The following is a 21,801-nucleotide window of genomic DNA, read 5'->3' on the forward strand; positions in this document are numbered from 1 at the left end:
CTGTCTGTGGGGTCCGGGGTGTGGGCCGTGGTGCGGGCTGTCGTGGGGGCGTATCGGTCGTGGGGGTCATGGGCGCGGCCGGGCGGGGCGGCACGGGGGCGTCCGGGGCCCTTCGGTCCGGGCGGGGCGCGGGGGTCAGGCGGGCAGTGACTCCAGCAGGAAGGCCGCCGCGTCCCGGACCCCGCCCGGGACTCCCGGCCTGCGGCGCAGGTCCGCCGCCGTCCGGGCGAGGCGCTCGGTGGTCCGGACGGAGCCGATGCCCGCCGCGCGGGGCGCCAGCCGCCCGATGAGGTCCTCCGCCTCCCGCCAGGCCCCGGCACCGGCCAGCGCGGCCAGCAGCTCCGCGGTGAACAGGTGCCGGTAGGCGGGGCCGGGCGCGGTGGCCGCCTCGTACAGCAGCGGGACGGCCCGGTCCCAGCGGCGCAGCCGGGCCTGCACCCAGCCGTGGTGGCCGAGGAGCTCGGCCTCGTCGATCCACCACGCCCAGTGCGGATCCCGGCGGGAGAGGCCGTCCAGGAAGCGGCTGCGGGCCCGGGCCATCAGGTCCAGGGGCTCCCGGCGCGCGCCGAGCAGGGCGGTCGCGTGCGCCCGCCGCACCAGGACCAGGCTGGCGACCCGCGCGGGCAGCGGGCGCGGCCCGGCGACCCGCTCGGCGCTGCGCAGGGCCGCGCGCGGGCGGCCCGTGTGAGCGGTGAGCATGCTGTGGTTGAGCAGGACCAGCCGGGCGGTCCAGCGGTCCCCGCACAGCCGGGCGAGGGCCAGGGCCCGGGCGTTCATCCGGTGGGCGGGGCGGTAGCGGCCGGCGTCGAAGAGGATCCAGCCGATGACCTCGCACAGTTCGGCGAGGGCGGCGAGCCGGTCGGCGTCCTGGCCGCGCAGGGCCGCCGGGTCGCCCGACAGTTCCGGGATCCGCCGCGCGGCCTCCCGTACGGCGGGCACGGCGGCGGTGGCGCCGTGCCCGGCGTCGAGGTCCACCAGGCGCCCGACCTCGGCCAGGGCCTCGGCCGCGGACACGGGCGGGAACGCGGGCGGGAACGCGGGCGTCATGACAGCAGGCCGGCGCCGACCGGCCCGGGACGGCTCTGGCCGAGGGCCTCGAAGGACTCCGCGACCTGGGTCAGCCACTCCACCTCGTCGCGGAAGTCCTCGTAGGGCGGCCGCGCCGGGATGTCGGACTCGGCGTCGGCGCGCTCGGCCCGCTCGGCGCGCTCCTCGGCGGGCCGGCTCAGCACGGCGCGCACCTGGAGCGCCTCGCCGAGGGGGGTGGTGGGGTCCTGGGGGAGGTCCAGGGAGCGGGCGACGCGCGAGAACTCCGCCATCGAGAGCGCGGTGCGCAGGATCAGCTGGCCGTCGCGTATCTCGATCACGCGCCGGTAGAGGCTGTACTGGGGGTCCCGGGGCGGGACCAGATCGCCGAGCCAGGACCGGGGCGGGTCCAGGGCGATGTCGGGCGACGCCTGGTAGAGCGCCCACCACAGGGGCCGCAGCCGCAGGTAGGAGCGGTAGCTGCGGATCCAGCCGCGGGCACGGGTGAGGTGGATGCCCCAGGACGGGATCGTCCAGCCGGCGATCTGCAGCAGGGCGCCGACGCTGCCGCTCGTCCACTGGACCGGGTCGAGGGCGTCGGCGGAGAAGTGCAGCCGGGTGCCGGCGATCTGGATGCCCCGGGTGACGCAGTAGACGAGGATCAGGGCGGCGCCGACGGTGACCGTGCGCATGCCGACCTGGAGCCACTGCCGGTTGGCCATCGAGGTGAAGCGCAGCGACAGCCGTACCGTCTCGAACTGCCCCACGGCGCAGACCAGCAGGTAGAAGGACATGTAGAGGGCGTACGAGCCGTGCTGGATGCTGAGCAGGATCGTGGAGGTGGCCGTCTCCGAATGCGCCACGGGGCCGACGTAGAAGGAGGACACCACCAGGACGGCGAGGGCGGCGCCGAAGCCGAGCACGCGGCGGCGGGCCATGCGCGGGGCCTCGGCGGGCGGCGCCGACCAGTAGACGAGGACGACCTGCTGGGCGGCGGTGAGCACGACCACCGCGGCCTGGGTGATGAGCGAGGTGATGTTCGCCAGCCCGAAGAAGGCGGAGATGTGCAGCCGCAGCTGGTCCAGGTCGACGAGGAAGCTGATGCCGGAGCAGAGGAAGTAGGTGCACAGCGCCCACAGGGCGATGTCGTGGCGGCGGCGCAACAGGTCGGGGAGGCGGTAGCCGAAGGCGGCGAGGCCCACGAAGGCGCAGACCCACGCGAGGATCGTGTAGATCACACGGGCCCCTGGTCGGGCCGGCCGAGTCCGCGTTCGATGCGGGCCACGATCTCCGCGGCCTCTTCCGGGACGCCCCAGGCCGGTTCGGTCCAGCGCTTCGCGGCGCGCGCCAGGATGAGGGAGGCCATCGTCTCGGCCTCCTGCTCCTCGTCGTCGCTGTAGCGGGAGCGCATGAGGATGCTCCGTACGGCTTCCGGTTCCACGTCGGGGAGCAGCCGGCCCGGGGCCGCCGGACCGGTCTGGTCCAGGCGTACGGAGCCGCTGTGGTCGAAGGCTATGTGCGCGAGTTCGTGCGCGATGATGTGCTGTTTGTGGGAGGGCGTCGCCGCCTGCTCGAACACGATGACGTCGAAGTCGTCCATCTTCAGCCAGATCCCGAACAGGTGGCGTTCGGGGAAGGGCGTCGCCATCACGTGGATGGGCCGGTCGCGCCGTTCGCTGAGGCGGCGCAGGAGTTCGTCTATGCCACAGCCGTGTTCCATGCCCCACTCTTCGAGCAGGGCCTCACAGGTCTGACGGACCTTCTTGAGGCGGCGGCGCAGCCGCCTGTCCTGCGACGCCGGTAACGCGGAGCCAGGTAACTTCATCCCTCAGTCCTCCGGCGAACCCAGCGGTCGGACAACGCCGCCATGATGCCACACCCCCAACTGGCGTCCGCCCGACGCACGTTCTATCCGGCCATTCCCCCCGCCGCGCCACGGCGGGGGCTGCGGGGGGCGGCGGGGCGGCCGGGACGTTCAGCGCGAGCCGAGGACCGCCGCTATGCCCCGGGCGAGACAGGGGACCCGGTCGGCGGGCAGGCCGGCGATGTTGATGCGGCCGGAGGTGGTGCCGTAGATCGCGTGTTCCCGGCGCAGCCGCAGCATTTCCCGCGAACTGAGCGGAAGCATCGAGAACATCCCGCGCTGGCGGGCGAGGGCGCGGGCCGCCGTCCCGTGGCCGAGGGCGTCCAGACGGGCGGTCAGCTCCCCGCGGTTGGCTTCGATCCGGCCGCGCATGACCTCCAGTTCCGCCCGCCAGAGCGTCCGCAGGTCCTCGTCCTCCAGGATCGCCGTCACGACGGCGGCGCCGTGCTCGGGCGGCATCGAGTACAGGGTGCGGGCGGCGTTCTGCAGCGCCGTCTCGGCGTGCCGCACCGAACGCTCCGACGCGCCGAGGACGACGGCGCAGCCGGTGCGGTCGCTGTAGAGGCCGAAATTCTTCGAGCAGCTCACCGCGACCAGCATCTCCGGCACCCGGGCGGCCAGCAGGCGCGTGGGGGCCAGATCGGCCTCCAGCCCGTCGCCGAGACCGTGGTAGGCGAGGTCGACGAAGGGCACCCAGCCGTCGCGGACGGCGAGTTCGGCCAGCGCCGCCCAGTCCTCGGCGGACGGGTCGGCCCCGGTGGGGTTGTGGCAGCAGCCCTGGAGCAGGACGACGTCGTCGCGCCGCGCCCGCCCCAGCTCGCGCAGGACGCCGGCGGAGTCGAAGCCGCCGTCGGGATCGCACCAGCCGTAGGTCCGTACGCGCAGCCCGGCGGCCTCCAGGATGGGCCGGTGGTTGACGTACGCCGGGTCGCTGATCCACACCGTGGTGCCCGGGCGGGTCCGGCAGATCAGGTCGGCCAGCAGGCGCAGCGCGCCGGAGCCCGCGACGGTCTGGACGGCCGCCGCCCGCTCCGACCCTCCCCCGGGGCCGAGCACCATGGTGAGCAGCGCCCGGTTGAAGGCGGCGTTGCCGGACAGGCCCCGGTACTCCTTGGACTCCGAACGTTCCGCGAGCCGGATCTCGGCCTGCCGTACGGCGGCCATGACCGGGGTCCGGCCGGTCTGGTCGCGGTAGACGCCGAGGACCAGGTTGAGCCGCTCGGCGCGCTCGTCACAGCCGTACTCGTACGTCAGGTCCCACAGCGGGTCGGTGGGCGGCGGGGGGAGGAGCTCAAGCATCTGCGGGGACCTCGGGGCGTGGGAGCGGACGGGCGGCGGCAGCGGGACGGCGGTTGGCGAGGACCACGCCGACGGTGATGAGGGGGACGCCGATCAGCACGGCGGCGGTCGGGGACTCGCCGAGCACCGGGACGGCGAGGAGGACGACGGCGACGGGGCTGAGGCTGCCGACGACGGAGCTGCGCTCGGCGCCCAGCCTGCGGATGGCGAAGGCGTACAGCAGACCGGCGCAGAGCCCGACGCCGAGCCCCTGGACCACGAGGAACAGCGCGATGTCGGCGCCCGCCGCGTGGGCGAGGCCGGTCGGGAGCGCGCCGGTCAGCACCAGCAGGCCGATCACGGCGAAGGAGGGCAGGCAGAGCAGGCCGATCGAGCCGACGGGGTCGAGCCCGGCGTCGCGCAGGCCCACCGTGTACAGGGCCCACAGTCCGCTGGCCACCAGCAGGGTGCCGGCGCCCTCCAGTACGGCGGCGTCGACGGGGACGACGTAGCGCCAGACGAGGGCGGCCACCCCGACGGCGATCAGGACGAGCCCGCCGGCCTGGGTGCCCCGGGGCATGCCGCGGCCCCGGGCGGTCATCAGCGCGGCGACGAACAGGGGGACCATGCCGGGGACGATCGATCCGACGAAGGCGGCCGAGGTGAGGGCGCCGCCGTGCATGGCGGCGAGGAAGAACGGCACCCCCGCACCGCAGACGATCTTGGCGGCGGGTCCCGGCCGGACGGCGGCGATGGCCCGCCTGCGCTTCCACAGCGCGGGGAGCAGGACGGCCAGGGGCACCCCGAAGCGCAGCAGGGCGGCGTCGGCGGGCAGCAGGGTGGAGGAGCTCAGGGCGCGGGCGCTGAGGGCGAAGGCGGCCCAGATGGCCACCGTCACGAACAGCGCGGCCATGCCCTCGGCCTGGGGGGAGAGGCGGGGGGTCCACCGGCGCGGCGGCCGGGGGGAGGGCCCGCGCCCGCCGGGGTCACCGGCTCGCGGGCCCGCCGCGTCGGGGGGCGCGGCCGCTCGGGTGGTGTTCGTCGCGACCAAGGAAAGTCTCCAGCCTCCGGGGCCCGGACCGGTCCGGTCCGTGCTCCCGCAACGCTAGGGCTTCGGGCGGGGCAGCCGATTGCCAGTTCTGCCTCTCGGACGTACGTTTGGGGCAGAATCTGCCACGGAAGACCGGGGCGGGAGCCGGGAACGGCCGAGGAGCTCCGGAGGGTGGCCATGGACGCGGTCGATCTGCAGATCATCCGGGAGTTGCAGGCCGATGGCCGGCTCTCCAACCAGGACCTCGCCGACCGGGTGCGGCTTTCCCCCTCCCCCTGTCTGCGCCGGGTCCGGCGGCTGGAGGAGGCGGGCCTGATCCGCGGCTACACGGCGATGGTCGACCAGGTCGCCTTCGGGCTGCCGGTCACCGTGTTCGTCCGCATCCGCCTGGAGCGGCACACGGCGGAGGCGGTCGCCGCGTTCGAGCAGCACGTGGCGGTGATCGAGCACATCCAGGACTGCTATCTGATGGCGGGCAGCAGCGACTACCTGCTGCGCGTGGTCATCGAGGACCTGGAGGCCTACGAGTCCCTCGTGCGCCACCGCGTCCACGCCATTCCGGGCATCGCCTCGATCGAGTCCAGCTTCGCGTTCGGCAGCGTGAAGCAGTCCCGGACCTACCCGCGGCCCAGCCCGGGCGCCGCCTCCCGGCGGCCCTGAGGCGGCGTGGGCCCCACACGGCGACTCACGTGCCGGCCGCGGCCGCGAAGGCCGCGTACGCCCGCTCGTCGAAGAGCACGAAGCGGACCTCCTCGACGGCGGTGTGCGCCGCCCGGACCGTCTCGACGGCGATCCGGGCCCCGTCGTCCATGGGCCAGCCGTAGACGCCGGTCGAGATGGCGGGGAAGGCCACGGTCCGGGCGCCCAGCTCGTCGGCGACCCGCAGCGACTCGCTGTAGCAGGAGGCGAGCAGGGCCGAGCGGTCCTCCTCCCGCGACCAGACCGGGCCCACCGTGTGGATGACGTGCCCGGCGGGCAGCCGGCCGGCCGTGGTGGCGACCGCGCGGCCGGTGGGCAGGCCCTTGCCGTAGTGGGAGCGCCGCAGGTCCTCGCAGGCGGCGAGGATCTCCGGGCCGCCGCGCCGGTGGATGGCGCCGTCCACGCCGCCGCCGCCGAGCAGCGAGGAGTTCGCCGCGTTGACGATCGCGTCGGCCGCCTCGGTGGTGATGTCGCCCCGGACGAGGGTGATGCGGACCATCAGGAAGCCTTTCGCAGGTGGCGCCAGACCGCCTTGGCGGCGTTGTGCCCGGACATCCCGTGGACGCCCGGGCCCGGCGGGGTGGCCGAGGAGCAGAGGAAGACGGCCGGGTGGGCCGTGCTGTACGGGAACAGGGTGATCTTCGGGCGCAGCAGCAGCTGGAGGCCGGAGGCGGCGCCGCAGGCGATGTCCCCGCCGACGTAGTTGGGGTTGCGGGCCGCGAGCTGCGGCGGACCGGCGGTGGCGCGCGCCAGCACCAGGTCGCGGAAGCCGGGGGCGAAGCGCTCCAGCTGCCGCTCGACGGCGTCGGTGAGGTCGCCGTCCCAGCCCGCCGGGACGTGCCCGTACGCCCAGAAGACGTGCTTGCCGCGGGGGGCCCGGCCGGGGTCGACCAGGCTGGGCTGGGCCGTGATGAGGAAGGGGGTGCGGGGCGCGCGGCCGCCCGAGGCCAGCTGGAGGGCGGCGTCGATGTCACGGGTGGCGGGCCCGATCTGTACGGTTCCGGCCCGGCGCGGGGCCTCGGCGGTCCACGGAACCGGCCCGTCCAGCGCGTAGTCGAGCTTGAAGACGGAAGCCCCGTACCGGTAGCCGTCGTAGGCGCGGCCGAGGCGGGCGATCCGTGCCAGGGCGGTCGGGGAGGTGTCGAAGACGTACGCGCGGGCGGGCGGCAGGTCGTCGAGGCGCTTGACCTCGAACCCGGTGTGCACGCTGCCGCCGAGGTCCGCCAGGTACCCGGCGAGCGCGTCGGAGACCGACTGCGAGCCGCCGCGCGGCAGCGGCCAGCCGCCGGCGTGCGCGGCCAGGGCGAAGACCAGGCCGACGGCGCCGGTGCCGATCCCGCCCAGCGGGGCGTTGACGTGCGCCACGAGACCGGCGAACAGGGCGCGCGCCCGGTCGTCGCGGAAGCGGCGCAGCAGCCAGGTGGACGGCGGCAGGCCGGCCATGCCGAAGCGGGCCAGGGTGAGCGGGTCCCGGGGCAGGGCGGTGGCCGGCAGGGACATGAAGTCCCGGGCGAGGGTGTCCCACTTGCCGAGGTACGGCTGGACGAGGCGGCGGTAGGCGCCCGCGTCCCGGGGCCCGAAGGAGGCCGCGGTCTCGGCGACGGAGCGGGCGAGGACCGCGGCCGTGCCGTCGTCGAAGGGGTGTGCCATGGGCAGGGGGGCGTGCAGCCACTCCAGCCCGTAGCGCTTGAGGGGCATGGTCGCGAACACCGGGGAGCCGGCGCCCAGCGGGTGCACCGCCGAGCAGGGGTCGTGGCGGAAGCCGGGGAGGGTCAGCTCCTCGGTGCGGGCCCCGCCCCCGATGCCGTCCGCCGCCTCGAACACGGCAACGGAGCAGCCCCGCCGGGCCAGTTCGACGGCGGCCGTCAGGCCGTTGGGCCCCGCCCCCACCACGACTGCGTCGAGAATCGACGACACTGACAGCTCCTTCGTCCGGCGGCGGCCTCGGCCCCCAGGATATGGCGCCCCACCGCGAGCGGCTCCCTGCGCTCACGCGCCCCGCAGCAGCTCGCGGACCCGCAGCATGGTGGGCTCGTCCCGGCCCACGGCGAAGGGAAGGGCGTTGTCGCGGTCCACCCGGAAGGGGACCCCGTCGACGGTGGACTGCGCGCCGCCCGCCTCGGCGACCAGCAGCAGTCCGGCCGCGTGGTCCCAGGCCGACGGCCACGTGAAGGCCAGGGCGTCCATCTCGCCGCGGGCCACCTTGAGGTACTCCAGCCCCGCCGAACCGCACGGCCGGGCGGTGACGCCGGGCACGTCGAGCCGCTCCAGGATCCGCTTGTCCCCGTCGGAGGTGTAGAGGTGATGGGCAATCGCCACCCGCAGTGCGGCGCCGGGCTGCGGCGAACCGGCGAGGATCCGCTCGCCGTTGACGTACGCGCCCTGTCCGCGCACCGCGGTCGCCAGCTCGTCCAGCGCCGGGGCGAAGGTCCAGGAGGCGAGGATCTCCCCGCGCAGGGCCAGCGCCACCAGGGTGCAGAAGCCGGGGTCGCCGTTCACGAACTGGCGGGTGCCGTCGACGGGGTCGACGATCCAGACGGGGGCGTCGGCGCGCAGCGCGGCGTACACCTGGGGGTCGGCGTGGACGGCCTCCTCGCCGACCACCGCGGAACCCGGCAGCAGCCGGGTCAGCTCGGCCGTCAGGTGCTCCTCGGCCCGCCGGTCGGCGATGGTCACCAGGTCGTGGGGGCCGCTCTTCTGGTCGACCTCGTGCGCGGCGAGCTGCCGGAATCTCGGCATGATCTCGACCGCCGCCGCCTTGCGGACGGCCTCTTCCACAGCGGACAGGTCACTGGCCAGAAATTCTTCGATCATGCCCCCATCACATCACGCCCCGCTGACAAACCCCACCGGTAATTCCGTCGCCGTCCCGCACACCGCGTGTACTCCCGGTGAACCGGGCCGGGGCCGGGACGAGGGGCGGCGGAGCCCCGCTGGAGCGGGTGCTCGGCACCCCGCTTCCTGGGTAGGGCCCGGGGATGAGTGACGTACGCCCCGGCAAGGGGTACACCCGCGACAGCCGCTACATCACCACCCGGATCACCGCCGACGGGCGCGACGGCTTCCCGGTGGAGCCCGGCCGTTACCGCCTCGTGGTCAGCCGGGCCTGCCCCTGGGCGCACCGCGCGGTGATCGTCCGGCGGCTCCTCGGACTGGAGGAGGCGCTGCCCATGGCCGTCGCCGGACCGACGCACGACAAGCGCAGCTGGACCTTCGACCTCGACCCGGACGGCCGCGACCCGGTGCTGGGGATAGAGCGGCTCCAGGAGGCCTACTTCGCCCGCGACCCCGGCTACGACCGGGGCATCACCGTGCCCGCGATCGTGGACGTGCCGAGCGGTGAGGTGGTCACCAACGACTACGCGCAGATCACCGTCGACCTGTCGCTGGAGTGGACCGCGCACCACCGCGCCGGGGCGCCGGAGCTGTACCCGGCCGCGCTGCGGCCGGAGATCGACGCGGTCAACGAGGGGATCTACGCGGACGTGAACAACGGTGTGTACCGCACCGGGTTCGCCACCTCGCAGGAGGCGTACGAGGAGGCGTACGCGCGTCTCTTCGCCCGCCTCGACCTGCTCTCCGAGCGGCTGGAGCGCTCCCGCTACCTCGTCGGCGAGACGATCACCGAGGCGGACATATGGCTGTTCACCTCGCTCGTGCGCTTCGACGCCGTCTACCACGGCCACTTCAAGTGCAACCGGCACAAGCTGAGCGAGATGCCGGTGCTCTGGGCGTACGCCCGGGACCTGTTCCAGACGCCCGGCTTCGGGGACACGGTCGACTTCGGCCACATCAAGGAGCACTTCTACGTCGTCCACAGCCACATCAACCCGTCCGGCATCGTGCCCGCCGGTCCCGACCCGTCGGGCTGGCTCGCACCGCACGGCCGGGCGGCGCTGGGCGGGCGCCCGTTCGGGAACGGCACCCCGCCCGGGCCGCCCTCCCCCGCCGAGACCGTCCCGCCGCAACGGCGCTGACCAGGCACCCGCCCCGGGGTGGGCGGGCGCCCGCCCGCCCCCGGCGCGCCCGGGGCGGGACCCGGTGGGGTCAGCCGTTGACCGCCGGGATGACGTGCTGCCCGTAGGCGTCGATCACCGCCTCCTTCGCGTCGTGCATGTCGTAGACCGCGAACTGGTCGACGCCCAGGCCGCGCAGGGTGCGCAGCTTCTCGATGTGCGCCTCGACCGGGCCCAGCAGGCAGAAACGGTCGACGATCTCGTCGGGGACGAAGTCGGCGGAGGGGTTCCCGGTGCGGCCGTGGTGGCTGTAGTCGTAGCCCTGCCGGGCCTTGATGTACTCGGTGAGGGCGTCCGGGACCATGCCGGAGTGTTCGCCGTAGCGGGAGACCAGGTCGGCGACGTGGTTGCCGACCATGCCGCCGAACCAGCGGCACTGGTCGCGGGCGTGCGCGAGGTCGTCGCCGACATAGGCCGGGGCCGCCACACAGATGGTGATGGCGTCCGGGTCCCGGCCGGCCGCCGTCGCCGCGTCGCGGACCGACTTGACCATCCACTCGGTGAGGTAGGGGTCGGCGAGCTGGAGGATGAAGCCGTCCGCCTTCTGCCCGGCCAGGGCGAGGGCCTTCGGCCCGTACGCGGCCATCCAGACGGGCAGCTTCCCGTCCCGGATCCAGGGGATCCGGAGCGGGTTGCCGTCGACCTCGGCCTCGCGGCCCTCGGCGAGGTCCCGGATCACGTCGATGGCCTCGCCGAGCCGGGCCAGGGTGTTGGGGGCGCGGCCGGCGACCCGCATCGCCGAGTCCCCGCGGCCGATCCCGCAGACCGTGCGGTTGCCGTACATGTCGTTGAGGGTGGCGAAGGTGGAGGCGGTGACCTCCCAGGTGCGGGTGCCCGGGTTGGTGACCATCGGGCCGATGTGCATCCGCTGGGTGTTGGCCAGGATCTGGCTGTAGATGACGAACGGCTCCTGCCACAGCACGGCGGAGTCGAAGGTCCAGCCGTAGCGGAAGCCGTTGCGCTCGGCGCGCTTCATGAGGCTGACGACCGCCGAGGCGGGCGGGTCGGTCTGCAGGACGAGGCCGAAGTCCATGCGTCGCTCCTTGCTGGGGAGTGCGGGTGCCGGGGCGTGCGGGCCCCGGCACCCTCTAGAGGTACTGGCAGGTGGAGCGGTGGACGAAGGCGCCGTGACCCGCGTGGCCGGTGTACTCGCGCCGGTCGATGACGAGTTCGCCGCGCGAGAGGACCGTGTCGACGCGTCCGGTGATCCGCCTGCCCTCGTACGCCGAGTAGTCCACGTTCATGTGGTGCGTCTCGGCGGAGATGACCTGCTCGGCGTGCGGATCGTAGAGGACGACGTCGGCGTCGGCACCCGGCGCGATGGTGCCCTTGCGGGGGTAGAGGCCGAACATCCGGGCCGGGGTCGCGCAGGCGATCTCGATCCAGCGGCGGCGGCTGATGTGCCCGTCCAGGACGGCCTGGTGGAGGAGGTCCATACGGTTCTCCACCCCCGGCAGCCCGTTGGGGATCTTGGAGAAGTCGCCCCGGCCCAGCTCCTTCTGGCCCCGGAAACAGAACGGACAGTGGTCGGTCGAGACCACCTGGAGGTCGTTCGTCCGCAGGCCCCGCCACAGCGCCGCCTGGTGCTCGCGGGGGCGCAGCGGGGTGGAACAGACGTATTTGGCGCCCTGGAAGTCGGGCTCCTCCAGATTGTCGGTGGACAGGAACAGGTACTGCGGGCAGGTCTCCCCGAAGACGGGCAGCCCCTTGTCGCGGGCGGCGGCCAGCTCGGCGACGGCCTCGTCGGCCGAGACGTGCACGACGTACAGCGGAGCGCCGGCGACCCGGGCGAGCTGGATCGCGCGGTGGGTGGCCTCGGCTTCGAGGAGCACCTTGCGGACCTCGCCGTGGTGGCGGGGGTCGGTCTCCCCGCGCGCCAGGGCCTGCTCGATGAGCACGTCGATGGCGATCCCGTTCTCCGCGTGCATCATGATCAGTCCGCCGTTGCCGGAGGCCCGCTGCATGGCGCGCAGGATCTGCCCGTCGTCCGAGTAGAAGACCCCCGGGTACGCCATGAACAGCTTGAACGAGCTGATGCCCTCCTCGACGAGCCCGTCCATCTCCTTGAGCGTGCGCTCGTTGACGTCCGACACGATCATGTGGAAGCCGTAGTCGATCGCGCAGTTGCCGTCGGCCTTGGCGTACCAGGTGTCGAGCCCCTCGCGCAGGGAGCGGCCCACGCCCTGCACGGCGAAGTCGACGATGGTGGTGGTGCCGCCCCAGGCGGCGGCGCGGGTGCCGGTCTCGAAGGTGTCCGAGGCGGCGGTGCCGCCGAAGGGGAGCTCCATGTGGGTGTGCGCGTCGACCCCGCCCGGGATCACGTACTTCCCGCTCGCGTCGATGGTGCGTTCTGCGGTCCAGACGTCGGCGGCGGCCGAGCCGTGTGCGGCGAGGGCCGCGATCCGGCCGTCCTCGATGAGGACGTCCGCGTGGAGCTCGTCGGCGGCGGTGATGACCAGGCCGCCGCGGATCAGCGTGCGCGTGCTCATGGAACTCCCCTACGGCTGGGCTACTGGATGCTGCGGAGGGCCTCTTCGAGGATCTCGGCGCCCTCTTCCGCCTCGGCGACGGTGAGGGAGAGCGGCGGCGCGATGCGCAGCACGCTGGTGTTGTGGCCGCCGCCCTTGCCGAGCAGCAGGCCGCCGGCGCGGGCGGCCTCCAGGACGGCGGCGGCCGCCTGCGGGTCGGCCTCGTCGGTACCGGGCTTCGTCAGCTCCAGTCCGGCCATCAGGCCCCGGCCGCGGACCTCCCGTACGGCGGGCACGGCCGCGGTGACGGCGCGCAGCCGCTCCAGCAGCAGGCCGCCGACCCGGCGGGCGTTGCCCTGGAGGTCGTGTTCGAGGAGGTACGTGAGGTTGGCGAGGCCGGCCGCCATGGTGACCGGGGAACCGCCGAAGGTGGAGATGGAGTTGGAGTCCAGGCAGTTCATCACCTCGGCGCGGGCCACGACACCGCCGATGGACATGCCGTTGCCGATGCCCTTGGCGAAGGTGAGGATGTCCGGCGGGCCGCTGCGGGCGTGGGCCTGCCAGCCCCAGAAGTGCTCCCCGGTGCGGCCCCAGCCGGTCTGGACCTCGTCGCTGATCCAGAGGATGCCGTGCCGGTCGAGGACCTCGCGGAAGGCTCCGTAGAGCCCGTCGGGCGGAGAGGTGAACCCGCCGACGCCCTGGATGGGTTCGGCGATGAGCGCGGCCACTCCCCCGCGCGCCTGGCCCAGTACGTCTTCCAGGTCGGCGACGGCCGCGGCGGTGAAGGCGGTGTCGTCGAGGTGGGCGAAGGGCCCGCGGGTGCGGACGGCGCCGTGCACGTAGTACGTCTGGAGCGGGGACAGGCTCGTCGGGGACCAGCCCTTGTTGCCGGTGATCGAGACGGTGGAGAAGGACCGGCCGTGGTAGCTGTTGCGCATCGCCAGGATCTGGTTGGAGCGCCGGTACGTCGTCGCGAGCAGCAGGGCGGTGTCGTTGGCCTCGGTGCCCGAGGTGGTGAAGAAGACCCGGGCGTCGGGGATGCCGGACAGGGCGGCGACCCGTTCGGCCAGCTCGATCATCGGCCGGTTCAGGTACAGGGTGGAGGAGTGGATGATCCGCCCGGCCTGTTCGGAGACGGCCTTGGTGACCTCGGGGAGGGCGTGGGCGGTCATCGTGGTGAGGATGCCGCCGAAGAAGTCGAGGTAGCGGTTGCCGTCGGCGTCCCAGACGTGGCGCCCCTCGCCGTGGGTGAGCTCGATCGGGCGGTCGTAGTAGAGCGCGAGCCAGTCGGGCAGGACGGCGGCGTGGCGGCTGTGCAGGGGAATGGGGTTGGTCACGGCTGTACGAGTCCTCCGTAGGCGTCGGGGCGGCGGTCGCGGTAGAAGGCCCACTGGTCGCGGACCTCCTTGATCAGGTCGAAGTCGAGGTCGCGGACGAGGAGTTCCTCCTCCTTGTCGCTGGCGACCTCCCCGACGAACTGGCCGCGCGGGTCGACGAAGTAGCTGGTGCCGTAGAAGTCGTTGTCGCCGTACTCCTCCTGGCCGACGCGGTTGATGGCGGCGACGAAGTACTCGTTGGCGACGGCGGAGGCGGGCTGCTCCAGCTGCCACAGGTACGCGGACAGGCCCCGGGAGGTGGCGGACGGGTTGTAGACCAGCTGGGCGCCGGCCAGGCCGAGCGCGCGCCAGCCCTCCGGGAAGTGGCGGTCGTAGCAGATGTAGACGCCGATCTTGCCGACGGCGGTGTCGAAGACGGGCCAGCCGAGGTTGCCCGGGCGGAAGTAGTACTTCTCCCAGAAGCCCTTGACCTGGGGGATGTGGTGCTTGCGGTACTTGCCGAGGTAGCTGCCGTCGGCGTCGATGACGGCGGCGGTGTTGTAGTAGAAGCCCTCGGACTCCAGCTCGAAGACCGGTACGACGATCACCATGCCGGTCTCGCGGGCCAGTTCCCGCATCCGGCGGACGGTGGGGCCGTCGGGGACGGCCTCGGCCCAGCGGTAGTGCTCGGGCTCCTGGACCTGGCAGAAGTACGGGGCGTTGAAGACCTCCTGGAAGCCGATCACCTTCGCGCCCTGGGCGGCCGCCCGGCGGGCGTGCTCCTCGTGCTTGGCGATCATCGACTCGGTGTCTCCGGTCCAGGTTGCCTGGACGAGTGCGGCGCGGACGACTTGGGCCATGAGCTGCTCCTCGCGACGGTTACGCCGACTTCTACGCACGTAGACGGTGTGCGTAGGGAGTCGAAGGTAGGCCTCGTCACAGCGCGGGGCAAGACCACCCTGCACGGTTGGAGTAGTCGATCAAGTTACGTCGCCACGCGGTCGTTTGCGGTCAGCAGACGGGCGCGCTTCAGCTCGCCGGGACCCCCGCCACGCGCAGGGCGTGCGCCAGGTCGCGGTGCCGGGTGCCGGGCACGGCACGGGCCTGTGCCAGCAGCCGGGGCGCGAACCAGTGCGGGTCGCGCCGGGCCAGGGCGGCGGCCTCCTCGGCGGTGCGCAGCCGGACGAAGGCCCCGAGCAGGGCGTCGACCTCCCGATCCCGGCCGGCCGCGGCGAGGGCGAGGGCGGCTTCGGCGACCTCGACGGCGGGGCGGGCCACGCCCTGGCGCAGCAGCCCGTCGCGGTCGGCGTCCCGGCCGGCCGCGCCGAGGGCGGCGGCCGCGGCGGCGAGCCGCTCGGGCGGGAGCGAGGCCGCCTCCCAGAGCAGGGTGGCCCAGTCGGCGGCCAGCCCGGCGCGGGCGAGGCCGTCGGCGAGGGCGGGCAGGTGCGCGGCGGGCCAGGCGGCGGCCTCGCACAGCAGCGCGTGCGCCTCGCCGGTCCGCCCCCGCTCCCGCAGGGCCACCAGCTCGGCGATGAAACCCGGCCGGGGCCCGGCGCCCGTGGGGCCGGGGACCCCGTCCGGCCGGGCGGGGGCCCCGGCCGGCCCGGCGGCGGCCTCGCGCCGCGGGGCGTCCGGAGCGGGCGCGGACGCGCCCGCCCGGCCGGCGAAGCGGGCGCCCCGGGGCGGGGGAAGCGGGGCCTCGGGGACCGGAGCCGGCCCGGGCCGGTCCGCCCCGGGCTGGGGCCGGCCCGCGTACCGGGCACCGCCCGACCGGCGCGCCCCGCGCAGCCACCGCCCCTCGGCCCGCCCGACCGGGGTCCGCTCGGCAGCCGCCGGCCCCGGGCCGGCCGGGCCCGCTGAGGCCGGCACACCCCCGGCCCCCGCGCCGGGCTCACGGCCACCCGGCCCCGGCCCCCCACCGGCACCCGGAAGCGGATCACCGATACCGGGCTCACCGGAGCCGCTGAACAGGTCCCCGACCCCGGACCGGACCGGCTGGGCCCACGCCCCGTCGGCAGCCGGGAGGGGGGTTTGCGATGTGGGCTCGGCGGGCGGCGGCTGGTCATGGGGGCGGCGCTGGGACGGGACGGCGGGGAGGGGGTGGGGCAGGGCGCGCAGGCGGGCGGTCAGGTCCGCCTGCCGGGCGGCGGCGCGGGCGGCGTCGTCGCGGGTCCAGGCGAGCTCCCGGGACAGGGCTGCCGCCTCCTCGGGGTCCGCGGCGGCGTCGAGGCGCCGCGTCAGCCCGCGCAGCGCCGCCTCCGCGGCGGCCCGCTCCCCGGCGGCCGCGTCGAGGAGGGTGCGCAGCTCGCGGTCCCCGCCCGGCACCGCGTCCCACGCGGCGACCGCGGCCGCTCTCAGCCCGGCGGCGTAGACGGCCTCCCGGGCCGTGTCCCCGGGATCCCCCGGCAGGTCCCCGAGCAGCGACTCCAGTACGTCCCACGGCGGCATCGCCACCCCGTCGAGGCAGGCGCGCATGCCCTCCGGGTCCCGCCGCAGGAACTCCCCGTACCAGCCCGCCGCGGGATCCAGTCTCCGCGTCAACTCCCGCATATATGCCGCGAGTTGCCCGATCACCAGCGCAGTCGGCGTCTCCATCCCCGCATTGCATCCCATCCGTGTTACGGGCGGACTACGGGAGTCTCAAAGTCAGACGGCGATCCGGCGCCGCCCACCGCCCACCGCCGCCCGCTCCCGCCCCACCGGCATCCGCCGCCGGGGCGGGCCGGGACGCGCGGGCCGCCCGCGTCCACCCCGGACGAGCCGCCCGTCGGCGGGCCCGGAGAGCCCGGTCTCGGCGGTGCGGCGCGCATCGTCCGCGAGGGGCAGCGCGCCCAGGACCGCCCGCCAGGACCGCACGTCAGGCCCGCCCGGCCGGCCGCGGCCGGGCGGCCTTGCCCGCGCCCACGCCGTCGCTGCGCGCCCGCCCGTCGGGGGCGGCGCAGGCCGCAAGCAGCAGGGCCGCCGCGAGCAGGGCGCCGAGGAGTCCGAGACCGATCCGCTGGACTGCGTTCATGGTTGACACGCCCTGACCTCTGCCCCGCGCCGCACCGCTCCCCACGCCGTTTGGGCCGATCGGCCGCCGGACACGCCCCGGACCGGCGCCGCCCCGTCAGACGGGGACCAGCGCGCAGCGGCGGACGACCTCGTCGAGCGAGAGGCCGAGGGCCGCGGCGAGGGCGGTGACGGTGAAGAAGGCGGGGGTGGGGGCCCGGCCGGTCTCGATCTTGCGCAGGGTTTCGGCGGAGAGCCCGGCGGCGGCAGCGACCTCGACCATGCTGCGGCCCGCGCGGGCCTCGCGGAGCAGGGCGCCCAGACGCTCGCCGCGCTCGCGCTCTTCGGGTGTCAACGGGGTGCGGACCATGTATCCATCCTACCCACCCGGCCCCAATTACTATCCCGGTAAAGTTATACCGGTATAGTAATTGGCATGGTGAAGCTGAAGACGGACGAAGCGATCGAACAGATGCGAGCCCCGGGCCGGGTGGTCGCGCAGGCCCTGGCCGCCGTACGGGAGGCCGCGGAGGTCGGGGTCGGCCTGCGGGAACTCGACGCGGTGGCCCATGCGGTCCTGCGCGCGGCCGGAGCCTCCTCCCCCTTCCTGGGCTACCGGCCGTCGTTCGCGCCGGTGCCCTTCCCCGCGGTGCTGTGCGTGTCCGTCAACGACGCGATCGTGCACGGCGTCCCCGACGACTACCGGCTGCGCGACGGCGACCTGGTCAGCGCCGACTTCGGGGCGGAGCTCGGCGGCTGGTGCGGCGACTCCGCCGTCAGCTTCACCGTCGGCCGGGCCCGCCCCGCCGATCTGCGGCTGATCGCGACGGCCGAGGCCGCCCTCGCGGCCGGCATCGCCGCGGCCGTGCCAGGCAACCGCGTCGGCGACATCGCCCACGCCGTCGGCACCGTCTGCCGTTCCGCCGGCTACGGCATCCCGGACGGCTTCGGCGGCCACGGCATCGGCCGCGCCATGCACGAGGACCCGGGCGTCCCCAACGAGGGCCCGCCGGGGCGCGGTACGAAGCTGCGCCCCGGCATGGTCCTCGCGATCGAACCGATGGTGATCGCGGGCGGCACGGACGACTACACCTGCGATCCGGACGGCTGGACCCTGCGCACCGTCGACGGCAGCCGCGCCGCCCACGCGGAGCACACGGTCGCGATCACCTCCGACGGTCCGAGGATCCTCACCGCCCTGTGAGCCCTACGGCCTCCCGGACGGACGGACGACCATCGCCGCCCCGCCGCCCCGCCGGGCGGGTTCGGCTGCGGCCAGCCAGCGGCCGTCCGGCAGCCGCTGGACGCCGGTGGCGGCGCCGATCTCGGGATTCTGCCGGAAGCCCTGGCCCAGGGCCTCCAGTTCGGTGCGCAGCGGGCTGTTCCAGAGCCCCGGTTCCAGTTCGGTGGTGGTCTGATTGCGCTGGCTGGCGCGGGGCGCGGCGATGGCGTCGACCAGCGGCAGGCCCCGGTCCAGATGGCCGAGCAGGGTCTGCAGGACGGTGGTGATGATGGTGGCGCCGCCCGGGGAGCCGACGGCCAGGACCGGGCGGCCGTCCTTCAGGACGATCGTCGGGGACATCGAGGAGCGCGGGCGCTTGCCCGGGCCGGGCAGGTTCGGGTCCGGGACGCCGGGGGCGGCCGGGGCGAAGGAGAAGTCCGTCAGCTCGTTGTTGAGCAGGAAGCCGCGTCCGGGGACGGTGATGGCGCTGCCCCCGGTGGACTCGATGGTCAGGGTGTAGGAGACGACGTTGCCCCAGCGGTCGGCGACCGTCAGGTGCGTGGTGTTCTCCCCCTCGTAGGTGGTCGGGGCAGCCGCGCCCGTGGTGGCGCAGGGGGCCGGGTGGCGGGGGTCGCCGGGGGCCAGCGGGCTGGTCAGGGCCCGGTCGGGGCGGATCAGGCAAGCGCGCGTGTCGGCGAACTTCTGGGAGAGCAGCTCGCGCGTCGGGACGTCCTCGGCGGCCGGGTCGCCGACCCAGCGGCCGCGGTCGGCGAAGGCGATCCTGGAGGCCTCGATGTAGCGGTGCAGGTACTGAGACTCGGACAGCTTCGAGAGGTCCGTGCGCTCCAGGATGTTCAGCGCCTCGCCGACCGTGGTGCCGCCGGAGGAGGAGGGCGCCATGCTGTACACGTCCAGGCCCCGGTACCCGACCTGGGTGGGCGCCTGCCGTTTGGTGCTGTAGGCGCGCAGGTCGTCGGTGGTCAGGTCGCCGGGGCGCACCACGCGGGTGGCGGCCGGGTCGACGGGGGGCCTGCGGACGGCCCGGACGATGTCCTCGGCGAGCGGGCCCCGGTAGAGCGCGCCGACGCCCTTGCGGGCGAGTTCGGCGTAGGTGGCGGCCAGGTCGGGGTTCTTGAAGGTGGAGCCGACCACCGGCAGCCGGCCGCCCGGCAGGAACAGCTCGCGGGTGGCGGGGAAGTCCTTGAAGCGGCCCTGGTTCAGCTCGGTCTGGGCCCGGAAGGTGGCGTCCACGGTGAAGCCGTCGCGGGCCAGTTTCTCGGCGGGGCGCAGCAACTGGCCGAGCGGCCGGGTGCCCCACGCGTCCAGGGCGCTCTTCCAGGTGGCGGGGGTGCCGGGCACGCCGACGGAACGCCCGCTGGTCTGGCCCTCCTCGAAGGGGATCGGGACGCCGTTGTCCTGGAACAGGCTGGCGGTGGCGCTCGCGGGCGCGGTCTCGCGGCCGTCGATGGTGTGGACGCGGCGGGCGGCGGCGTCGTAGTAGACGAAGTAGCCGCCCCCGCCGATCCCCGCCGAGTAGGGCTCGGTGACGCCCAGCGCGGCGGCCGCGGCCACGGCGGCGTCCACGGCGTTGCCGCCCGCCTTCAGCACCGCGATCCCGGCGGCGGAGGCGTCGGCGTCGACCGTGGCGACGGCCCCGCCGTAGCCGGCCGCCACCGGGACCTTGGGCGGGGCGGCGGCGTCCGACGGCGGGGCGGCGGCCCCGGTCGAGACGAGCGCCCCGGCGAGGGCGACGAGCGCGAACTTTCGTGCGGCGGGACGGCGCATCCGGTTCCTCCAGTCGACGGGCTGTCAGACCTGCGAGCCGCAGCGTAACTTCAGGCAACCGCCCGCGTCAGGACGACGGTGCGGCGGTTACCATCCGCCGCATGAACGACGACGTGCGCAACATCGTGCTCGGGGTGGTGGCCACCGCCGTCAGCGGCGGGTTCGGCTGGTTCGCCCGGACCTATCTGTGGCGCCGCGACCTGCGCCGCAAGCAGGCGTTCTTCGGCCTGCCGACGGGCTCCGACTGCGTGTTCGTGGCCAACCGCCAGATGGGCGGCAAGGAATCCTCCCTGCACCGCAACGACGCCTTCGCACTGCTGGAGATATCCGCACTGATCAAGGACTGCGGGGCGACGGTGCAGGTCATCACCCACGACGGCGCCCGCCAGGGCTTCGGCGAGCGCGCCGAGTTCTGCGTCGGCGGGCCCGCCTCCAACCTCCGTACGACCGCCCATCTGACCTCCCTGCTCCCCGGGGTCCGGGTCGGGACGGGGACCGAACCGGGTCCCGACCGGGGGGCGATCAGCGTCGGCGGGCAGACGTACCGGTGGGAGGCGGGGATGGTCGAACACGTGCTGCTGGCCCGGCTGACGACGGAGCGCGGCGCCCGGCCGGTGTTCCTGCTGTCGGGGCAGACGGCCACCAGCAATCAGGCCGCCGCGCGTTACCTGGCCCGGCACCACCGCCAACTGGCCCGTACGTACGGGCGGGACTCCTTCTGCCTGCTGCTGAAGGTGGTCAACTCCGACGCCTACGGGCCGGACGTGACGGAGCTCGTCGCCGATGTCACGCGGGCGGCCCGGACACCCGTAGCGGAAGCCTCGTGATCCCGTTGATGAAGTTGGACACCAGCCGGCGCGGCTGACCGGCGAGTTCGGGCGCGGGCAGGGCGCGGCGCCACTCCTCGTGCATGACGCGCAGCTGGAGGCGGGCGAAGTGGGCGCCGAGGCAGACGTGGGGGCCCTCGCCGAAGGAGACGTGCGGGTTCGGGGAGCGGCCGGGTTCGAGCCGGTGCGGGTCCTCGAAGACGCGTTCGTCGTGGTTGGCGGAGGCGTGGAAGACGACGACCTTGTCCCCGGCGCGGACCGGCCGGCCGCCGAGTTCGGTGTCGCGGACGGCGGTGCGGCGGAAGCTGAGCACGGGCGGGTGGACGCGCAGGAGTTCCTCGACGGCCCGGTCCGGCGGGACGTCGCCGTCGGCGATCCGGCGATAGGCGTCCGGGTCGCCCGCGAGGGCGAGTAGCCCGCCGGGGGCGGCGCTGCGGACGGTGTCGTTCCCGGCGACGGTCAGCAGGAAGAAGAACATCTCCAGTTCGGCGGGGTCGAGCGCGGCCTGCGCGAGGGCGGTCATCACGTCGTCGGCCGGGTGCGTCCGCTTGTGGGCCGCCAGTTCGCGGGCGTACGCGAACATCTCCCCGAGCAGGGCCGGGGAGCGCGGGTTCAGGGGAATGCCATCGGGGCCCAGGAGCGGCGCCGGGGCGTCCTCGGGGTCCTGGTAGCCGATGATCCGTACGGTCCACTCCAGCAGCAGGGCCCGGTCGGCGGGCGGGACGCCCAGCAGGTCGGTGAGGTTCAGCAGGGCGTACTCGTCGGTGACGGCCCCGACCACGTCGACGGCCCCGTCCTCGGCGCGGTCCCGGGCGGCGGCCAGCAGGATGCGGGCGCGCTCGCGGACCCGGCCCGCGAAGGCGTCGACGCGGGCCGGGGTGAAGGCGCGGGAGACCAGGCGGCGGAGCCTGCCGTGCGCGGGCGGGTCCTGGTTGAGCATGGTGCTCCGCAGGAACGGCAGGTCGGCGGGGTCGGGGTCGCGGATCTGGGTGGCGCCGGCCCAGGAGGAGTACGTGGTGTGGTCGCGCAGGACGCGGACGACGTCGACGTGCCGGGTGACGGCCCAGAAGCCGGGCCCGGCCGGCCATCCCCCGACCTCCGGCTCGGCCTGCCAGGAGACGGGGCAGTGGTCGCGCAGCAGCCGGTAGCGGGCGTGCGGGACGCCTTCGGCGTAGAGGCGGGGATCGAACACGTCGGGGGTGCCGGGGGTGGCCGGGGCGCGGTCCATGGGCACACGGTGGCGCCGGACGGGCCGCCC

Annotated in this window: 21 protein-coding genes; 4 read left to right on the forward strand and 17 right to left on the reverse strand. The window is 74.5% G+C overall.

The genetic code is table 11. The features are described 5' to 3' along the window. Window positions 1-135: 135 nt before the first annotated feature. The 5 genes from ACFYYT_RS25570 to ACFYYT_RS25590 all read right to left on the reverse strand — a co-directional run bounded on the left by ACFYYT_RS25570 (window position 136) and on the right by ACFYYT_RS25590 (window position 5,081). Window positions 136-1,047, reverse strand: a complete 912-nt coding sequence (locus ACFYYT_RS25570; protein ID WP_351819327.1) for a DNA-binding protein — start codon at window positions 1,045-1,047, stop codon at window positions 136-138. Continuing rightward, on the reverse strand, window positions 1,044-2,264 hold the full coding sequence (locus ACFYYT_RS25575; protein WP_351819330.1) for an MAB_1171c family putative transporter: 1,221 nt from the start codon (window positions 2,262-2,264) through the stop codon (window positions 1,044-1,046). The genes ACFYYT_RS25570 and ACFYYT_RS25575 overlap by 4 nt, the downstream gene beginning before the upstream one ends. Continuing rightward, window positions 2,261-2,851, reverse strand: a complete 591-nt coding sequence (locus tag ACFYYT_RS25580) for a hypothetical protein (RefSeq protein WP_351819332.1) — start codon at window positions 2,849-2,851, stop codon at window positions 2,261-2,263. Before ACFYYT_RS25580 ends, ACFYYT_RS25575 begins: the two co-directional genes overlap by 4 nt. 150 nt (window positions 2,852-3,001) lie before the next feature. Beyond that, on the reverse strand, window positions 3,002-4,189 hold the full coding sequence (locus tag ACFYYT_RS25585) for an aromatic amino acid transaminase (protein ID WP_351819335.1): 1,188 nt from the start codon (window positions 4,187-4,189) through the stop codon (window positions 3,002-3,004). After that, on the reverse strand, window positions 4,182-5,081 hold the full coding sequence (locus ACFYYT_RS25590; RefSeq protein ID WP_351819338.1) for a DMT family transporter: 900 nt from the start codon (window positions 5,079-5,081) through the stop codon (window positions 4,182-4,184). The genes ACFYYT_RS25585 and ACFYYT_RS25590 overlap by 8 nt, the downstream gene beginning before the upstream one ends. Before the next feature lie 315 nt (window positions 5,082-5,396). Here ACFYYT_RS25590 and ACFYYT_RS25595 point away from each other — a divergent pair, with 315 nt between their 5' ends. Continuing rightward, the gene (locus ACFYYT_RS25595; RefSeq protein ID WP_351819341.1) at window positions 5,397-5,879 is read left to right on the forward strand and encodes an Lrp/AsnC family transcriptional regulator; all 483 of its coding nucleotides are present in this window, start codon (window positions 5,397-5,399) and stop codon (window positions 5,877-5,879) included. A gap of 25 nt (window positions 5,880-5,904) precedes the next feature. Here the strand turns inward: ACFYYT_RS25595 and ACFYYT_RS25600 are convergent, their stop codons facing one another. The 3 genes from ACFYYT_RS25600 to ACFYYT_RS25610 all read right to left on the reverse strand — a co-directional run bounded on the left by ACFYYT_RS25600 (window position 5,905) and on the right by ACFYYT_RS25610 (window position 8,732). Further along, window positions 5,905-6,417: an O-acetyl-ADP-ribose deacetylase gene (locus tag ACFYYT_RS25600; protein WP_351819344.1), complete on the reverse strand. Its 513-nt coding sequence runs from the start codon at window positions 6,415-6,417 to the stop codon at window positions 5,905-5,907. After that, window positions 6,417-7,835, reverse strand: coding sequence for an NAD(P)/FAD-dependent oxidoreductase (locus tag ACFYYT_RS25605; protein WP_351819347.1), 1,419 nt, complete (start codon window positions 7,833-7,835; stop codon window positions 6,417-6,419). The genes ACFYYT_RS25600 and ACFYYT_RS25605 overlap by 1 nt, the downstream gene beginning before the upstream one ends. A 72-nt stretch (window positions 7,836-7,907) precedes the next feature. Continuing rightward, window positions 7,908-8,732: an inositol monophosphatase gene (locus tag ACFYYT_RS25610; protein ID WP_351819349.1), complete on the reverse strand. Its 825-nt coding sequence runs from the start codon at window positions 8,730-8,732 to the stop codon at window positions 7,908-7,910. 164 nt (window positions 8,733-8,896) lie between these two features. Between ACFYYT_RS25610 and ACFYYT_RS25615 the strand changes: the two genes are divergently transcribed. Beyond that, window positions 8,897-9,895 carry a glutathione S-transferase C-terminal domain-containing protein gene (locus tag ACFYYT_RS25615; RefSeq protein ID WP_351819352.1) on the forward strand — a complete coding sequence of 333 codons (999 nt, stop codon included), beginning with the start codon at window positions 8,897-8,899 and terminating at the stop codon, window positions 9,893-9,895. A 70-nt stretch (window positions 9,896-9,965) separates the two neighbouring features. On the opposite strand, the gene ACFYYT_RS25620 is transcribed toward ACFYYT_RS25615, so the two are convergent. The 7 genes from ACFYYT_RS25620 to ACFYYT_RS25650 all read right to left on the reverse strand — a co-directional run bounded on the left by ACFYYT_RS25620 (window position 9,966) and on the right by ACFYYT_RS25650 (window position 17,079). Continuing rightward, the gene (locus ACFYYT_RS25620; protein WP_351819354.1) at window positions 9,966-10,967 is read right to left on the reverse strand and encodes a TIGR03842 family LLM class F420-dependent oxidoreductase; all 1,002 of its coding nucleotides are present in this window, start codon (window positions 10,965-10,967) and stop codon (window positions 9,966-9,968) included. 55 nt (window positions 10,968-11,022) lie between these two features. Then, entirely contained in the window at window positions 11,023-12,423 is a 1,401-nt protein-coding gene (hydA, locus tag ACFYYT_RS25625) for a dihydropyrimidinase (protein ID WP_351819357.1), read from the reverse strand. 20 nt (window positions 12,424-12,443) lie between these two features. Continuing rightward, the gene (locus tag ACFYYT_RS25630) at window positions 12,444-13,739 is read right to left on the reverse strand and encodes an aspartate aminotransferase family protein (protein WP_351819359.1); all 1,296 of its coding nucleotides are present in this window, start codon (window positions 13,737-13,739) and stop codon (window positions 12,444-12,446) included. Next, on the reverse strand, window positions 13,736-14,578 hold the full coding sequence (locus tag ACFYYT_RS25635) for a nitrilase-related carbon-nitrogen hydrolase (RefSeq protein WP_351819362.1): 843 nt from the start codon (window positions 14,576-14,578) through the stop codon (window positions 13,736-13,738). The genes ACFYYT_RS25630 and ACFYYT_RS25635 overlap by 4 nt, the downstream gene beginning before the upstream one ends. Before the next feature lie 169 nt (window positions 14,579-14,747). Next, a complete protein-coding gene (locus ACFYYT_RS25640; protein ID WP_351819365.1) occupies window positions 14,748-16,313 on the reverse strand; it encodes a hypothetical protein in 1,566 nt (521 codons plus the stop codon). A gap of 262 nt (window positions 16,314-16,575) precedes the next feature. Next, window positions 16,576-16,731 (reverse strand): hypothetical protein, encoded by a 156-nt coding sequence (locus ACFYYT_RS25645; RefSeq protein WP_351819367.1) that lies wholly within the window; start codon window positions 16,729-16,731, stop codon window positions 16,576-16,578. Between the two features lie 96 nt (window positions 16,732-16,827). Next, entirely contained in the window at window positions 16,828-17,079 is a 252-nt protein-coding gene (locus ACFYYT_RS25650; protein ID WP_351819369.1) for a helix-turn-helix transcriptional regulator, read from the reverse strand. Between the two features lie 66 nt (window positions 17,080-17,145). Here ACFYYT_RS25650 and map point away from each other — a divergent pair, with 66 nt between their 5' ends. After that, window positions 17,146-17,913, forward strand: coding sequence for a type I methionyl aminopeptidase (gene map / locus ACFYYT_RS25655; RefSeq protein ID WP_351819372.1), 768 nt, complete (start codon window positions 17,146-17,148; stop codon window positions 17,911-17,913). Between the two features lie 3 nt (window positions 17,914-17,916). Here map and ggt read toward each other — a convergent pair whose 3' ends face one another. Then, on the reverse strand, window positions 17,917-19,716 hold the full coding sequence (gene ggt, locus ACFYYT_RS25660) for a gamma-glutamyltransferase (protein ID WP_351819374.1): 1,800 nt from the start codon (window positions 19,714-19,716) through the stop codon (window positions 17,917-17,919). Between the two features lie 101 nt (window positions 19,717-19,817). Here ggt and ACFYYT_RS25665 point away from each other — a divergent pair, with 101 nt between their 5' ends. Beyond that, window positions 19,818-20,543 (forward strand): hypothetical protein, encoded by a 726-nt coding sequence (locus tag ACFYYT_RS25665; RefSeq protein WP_351819377.1) that lies wholly within the window; start codon window positions 19,818-19,820, stop codon window positions 20,541-20,543. Here the strand turns inward: ACFYYT_RS25665 and ACFYYT_RS25670 are convergent. Beyond that, the gene (locus tag ACFYYT_RS25670) at window positions 20,503-21,771 is read right to left on the reverse strand and encodes a cytochrome P450 (RefSeq protein ID WP_351819379.1); all 1,269 of its coding nucleotides are present in this window, start codon (window positions 21,769-21,771) and stop codon (window positions 20,503-20,505) included. The two genes, ACFYYT_RS25665 and ACFYYT_RS25670, sit on opposite strands and share 41 nt — an antisense overlap. Window positions 21,772-21,801 lie beyond the last annotated feature (30 nt).

The sequence above is a fragment of the Streptomyces sp. NPDC002032 genome, assembly GCF_042890765.1.
Classification (GTDB): Bacteria; Actinomycetota; Actinomycetes; order Streptomycetales; family Streptomycetaceae; genus Streptomyces.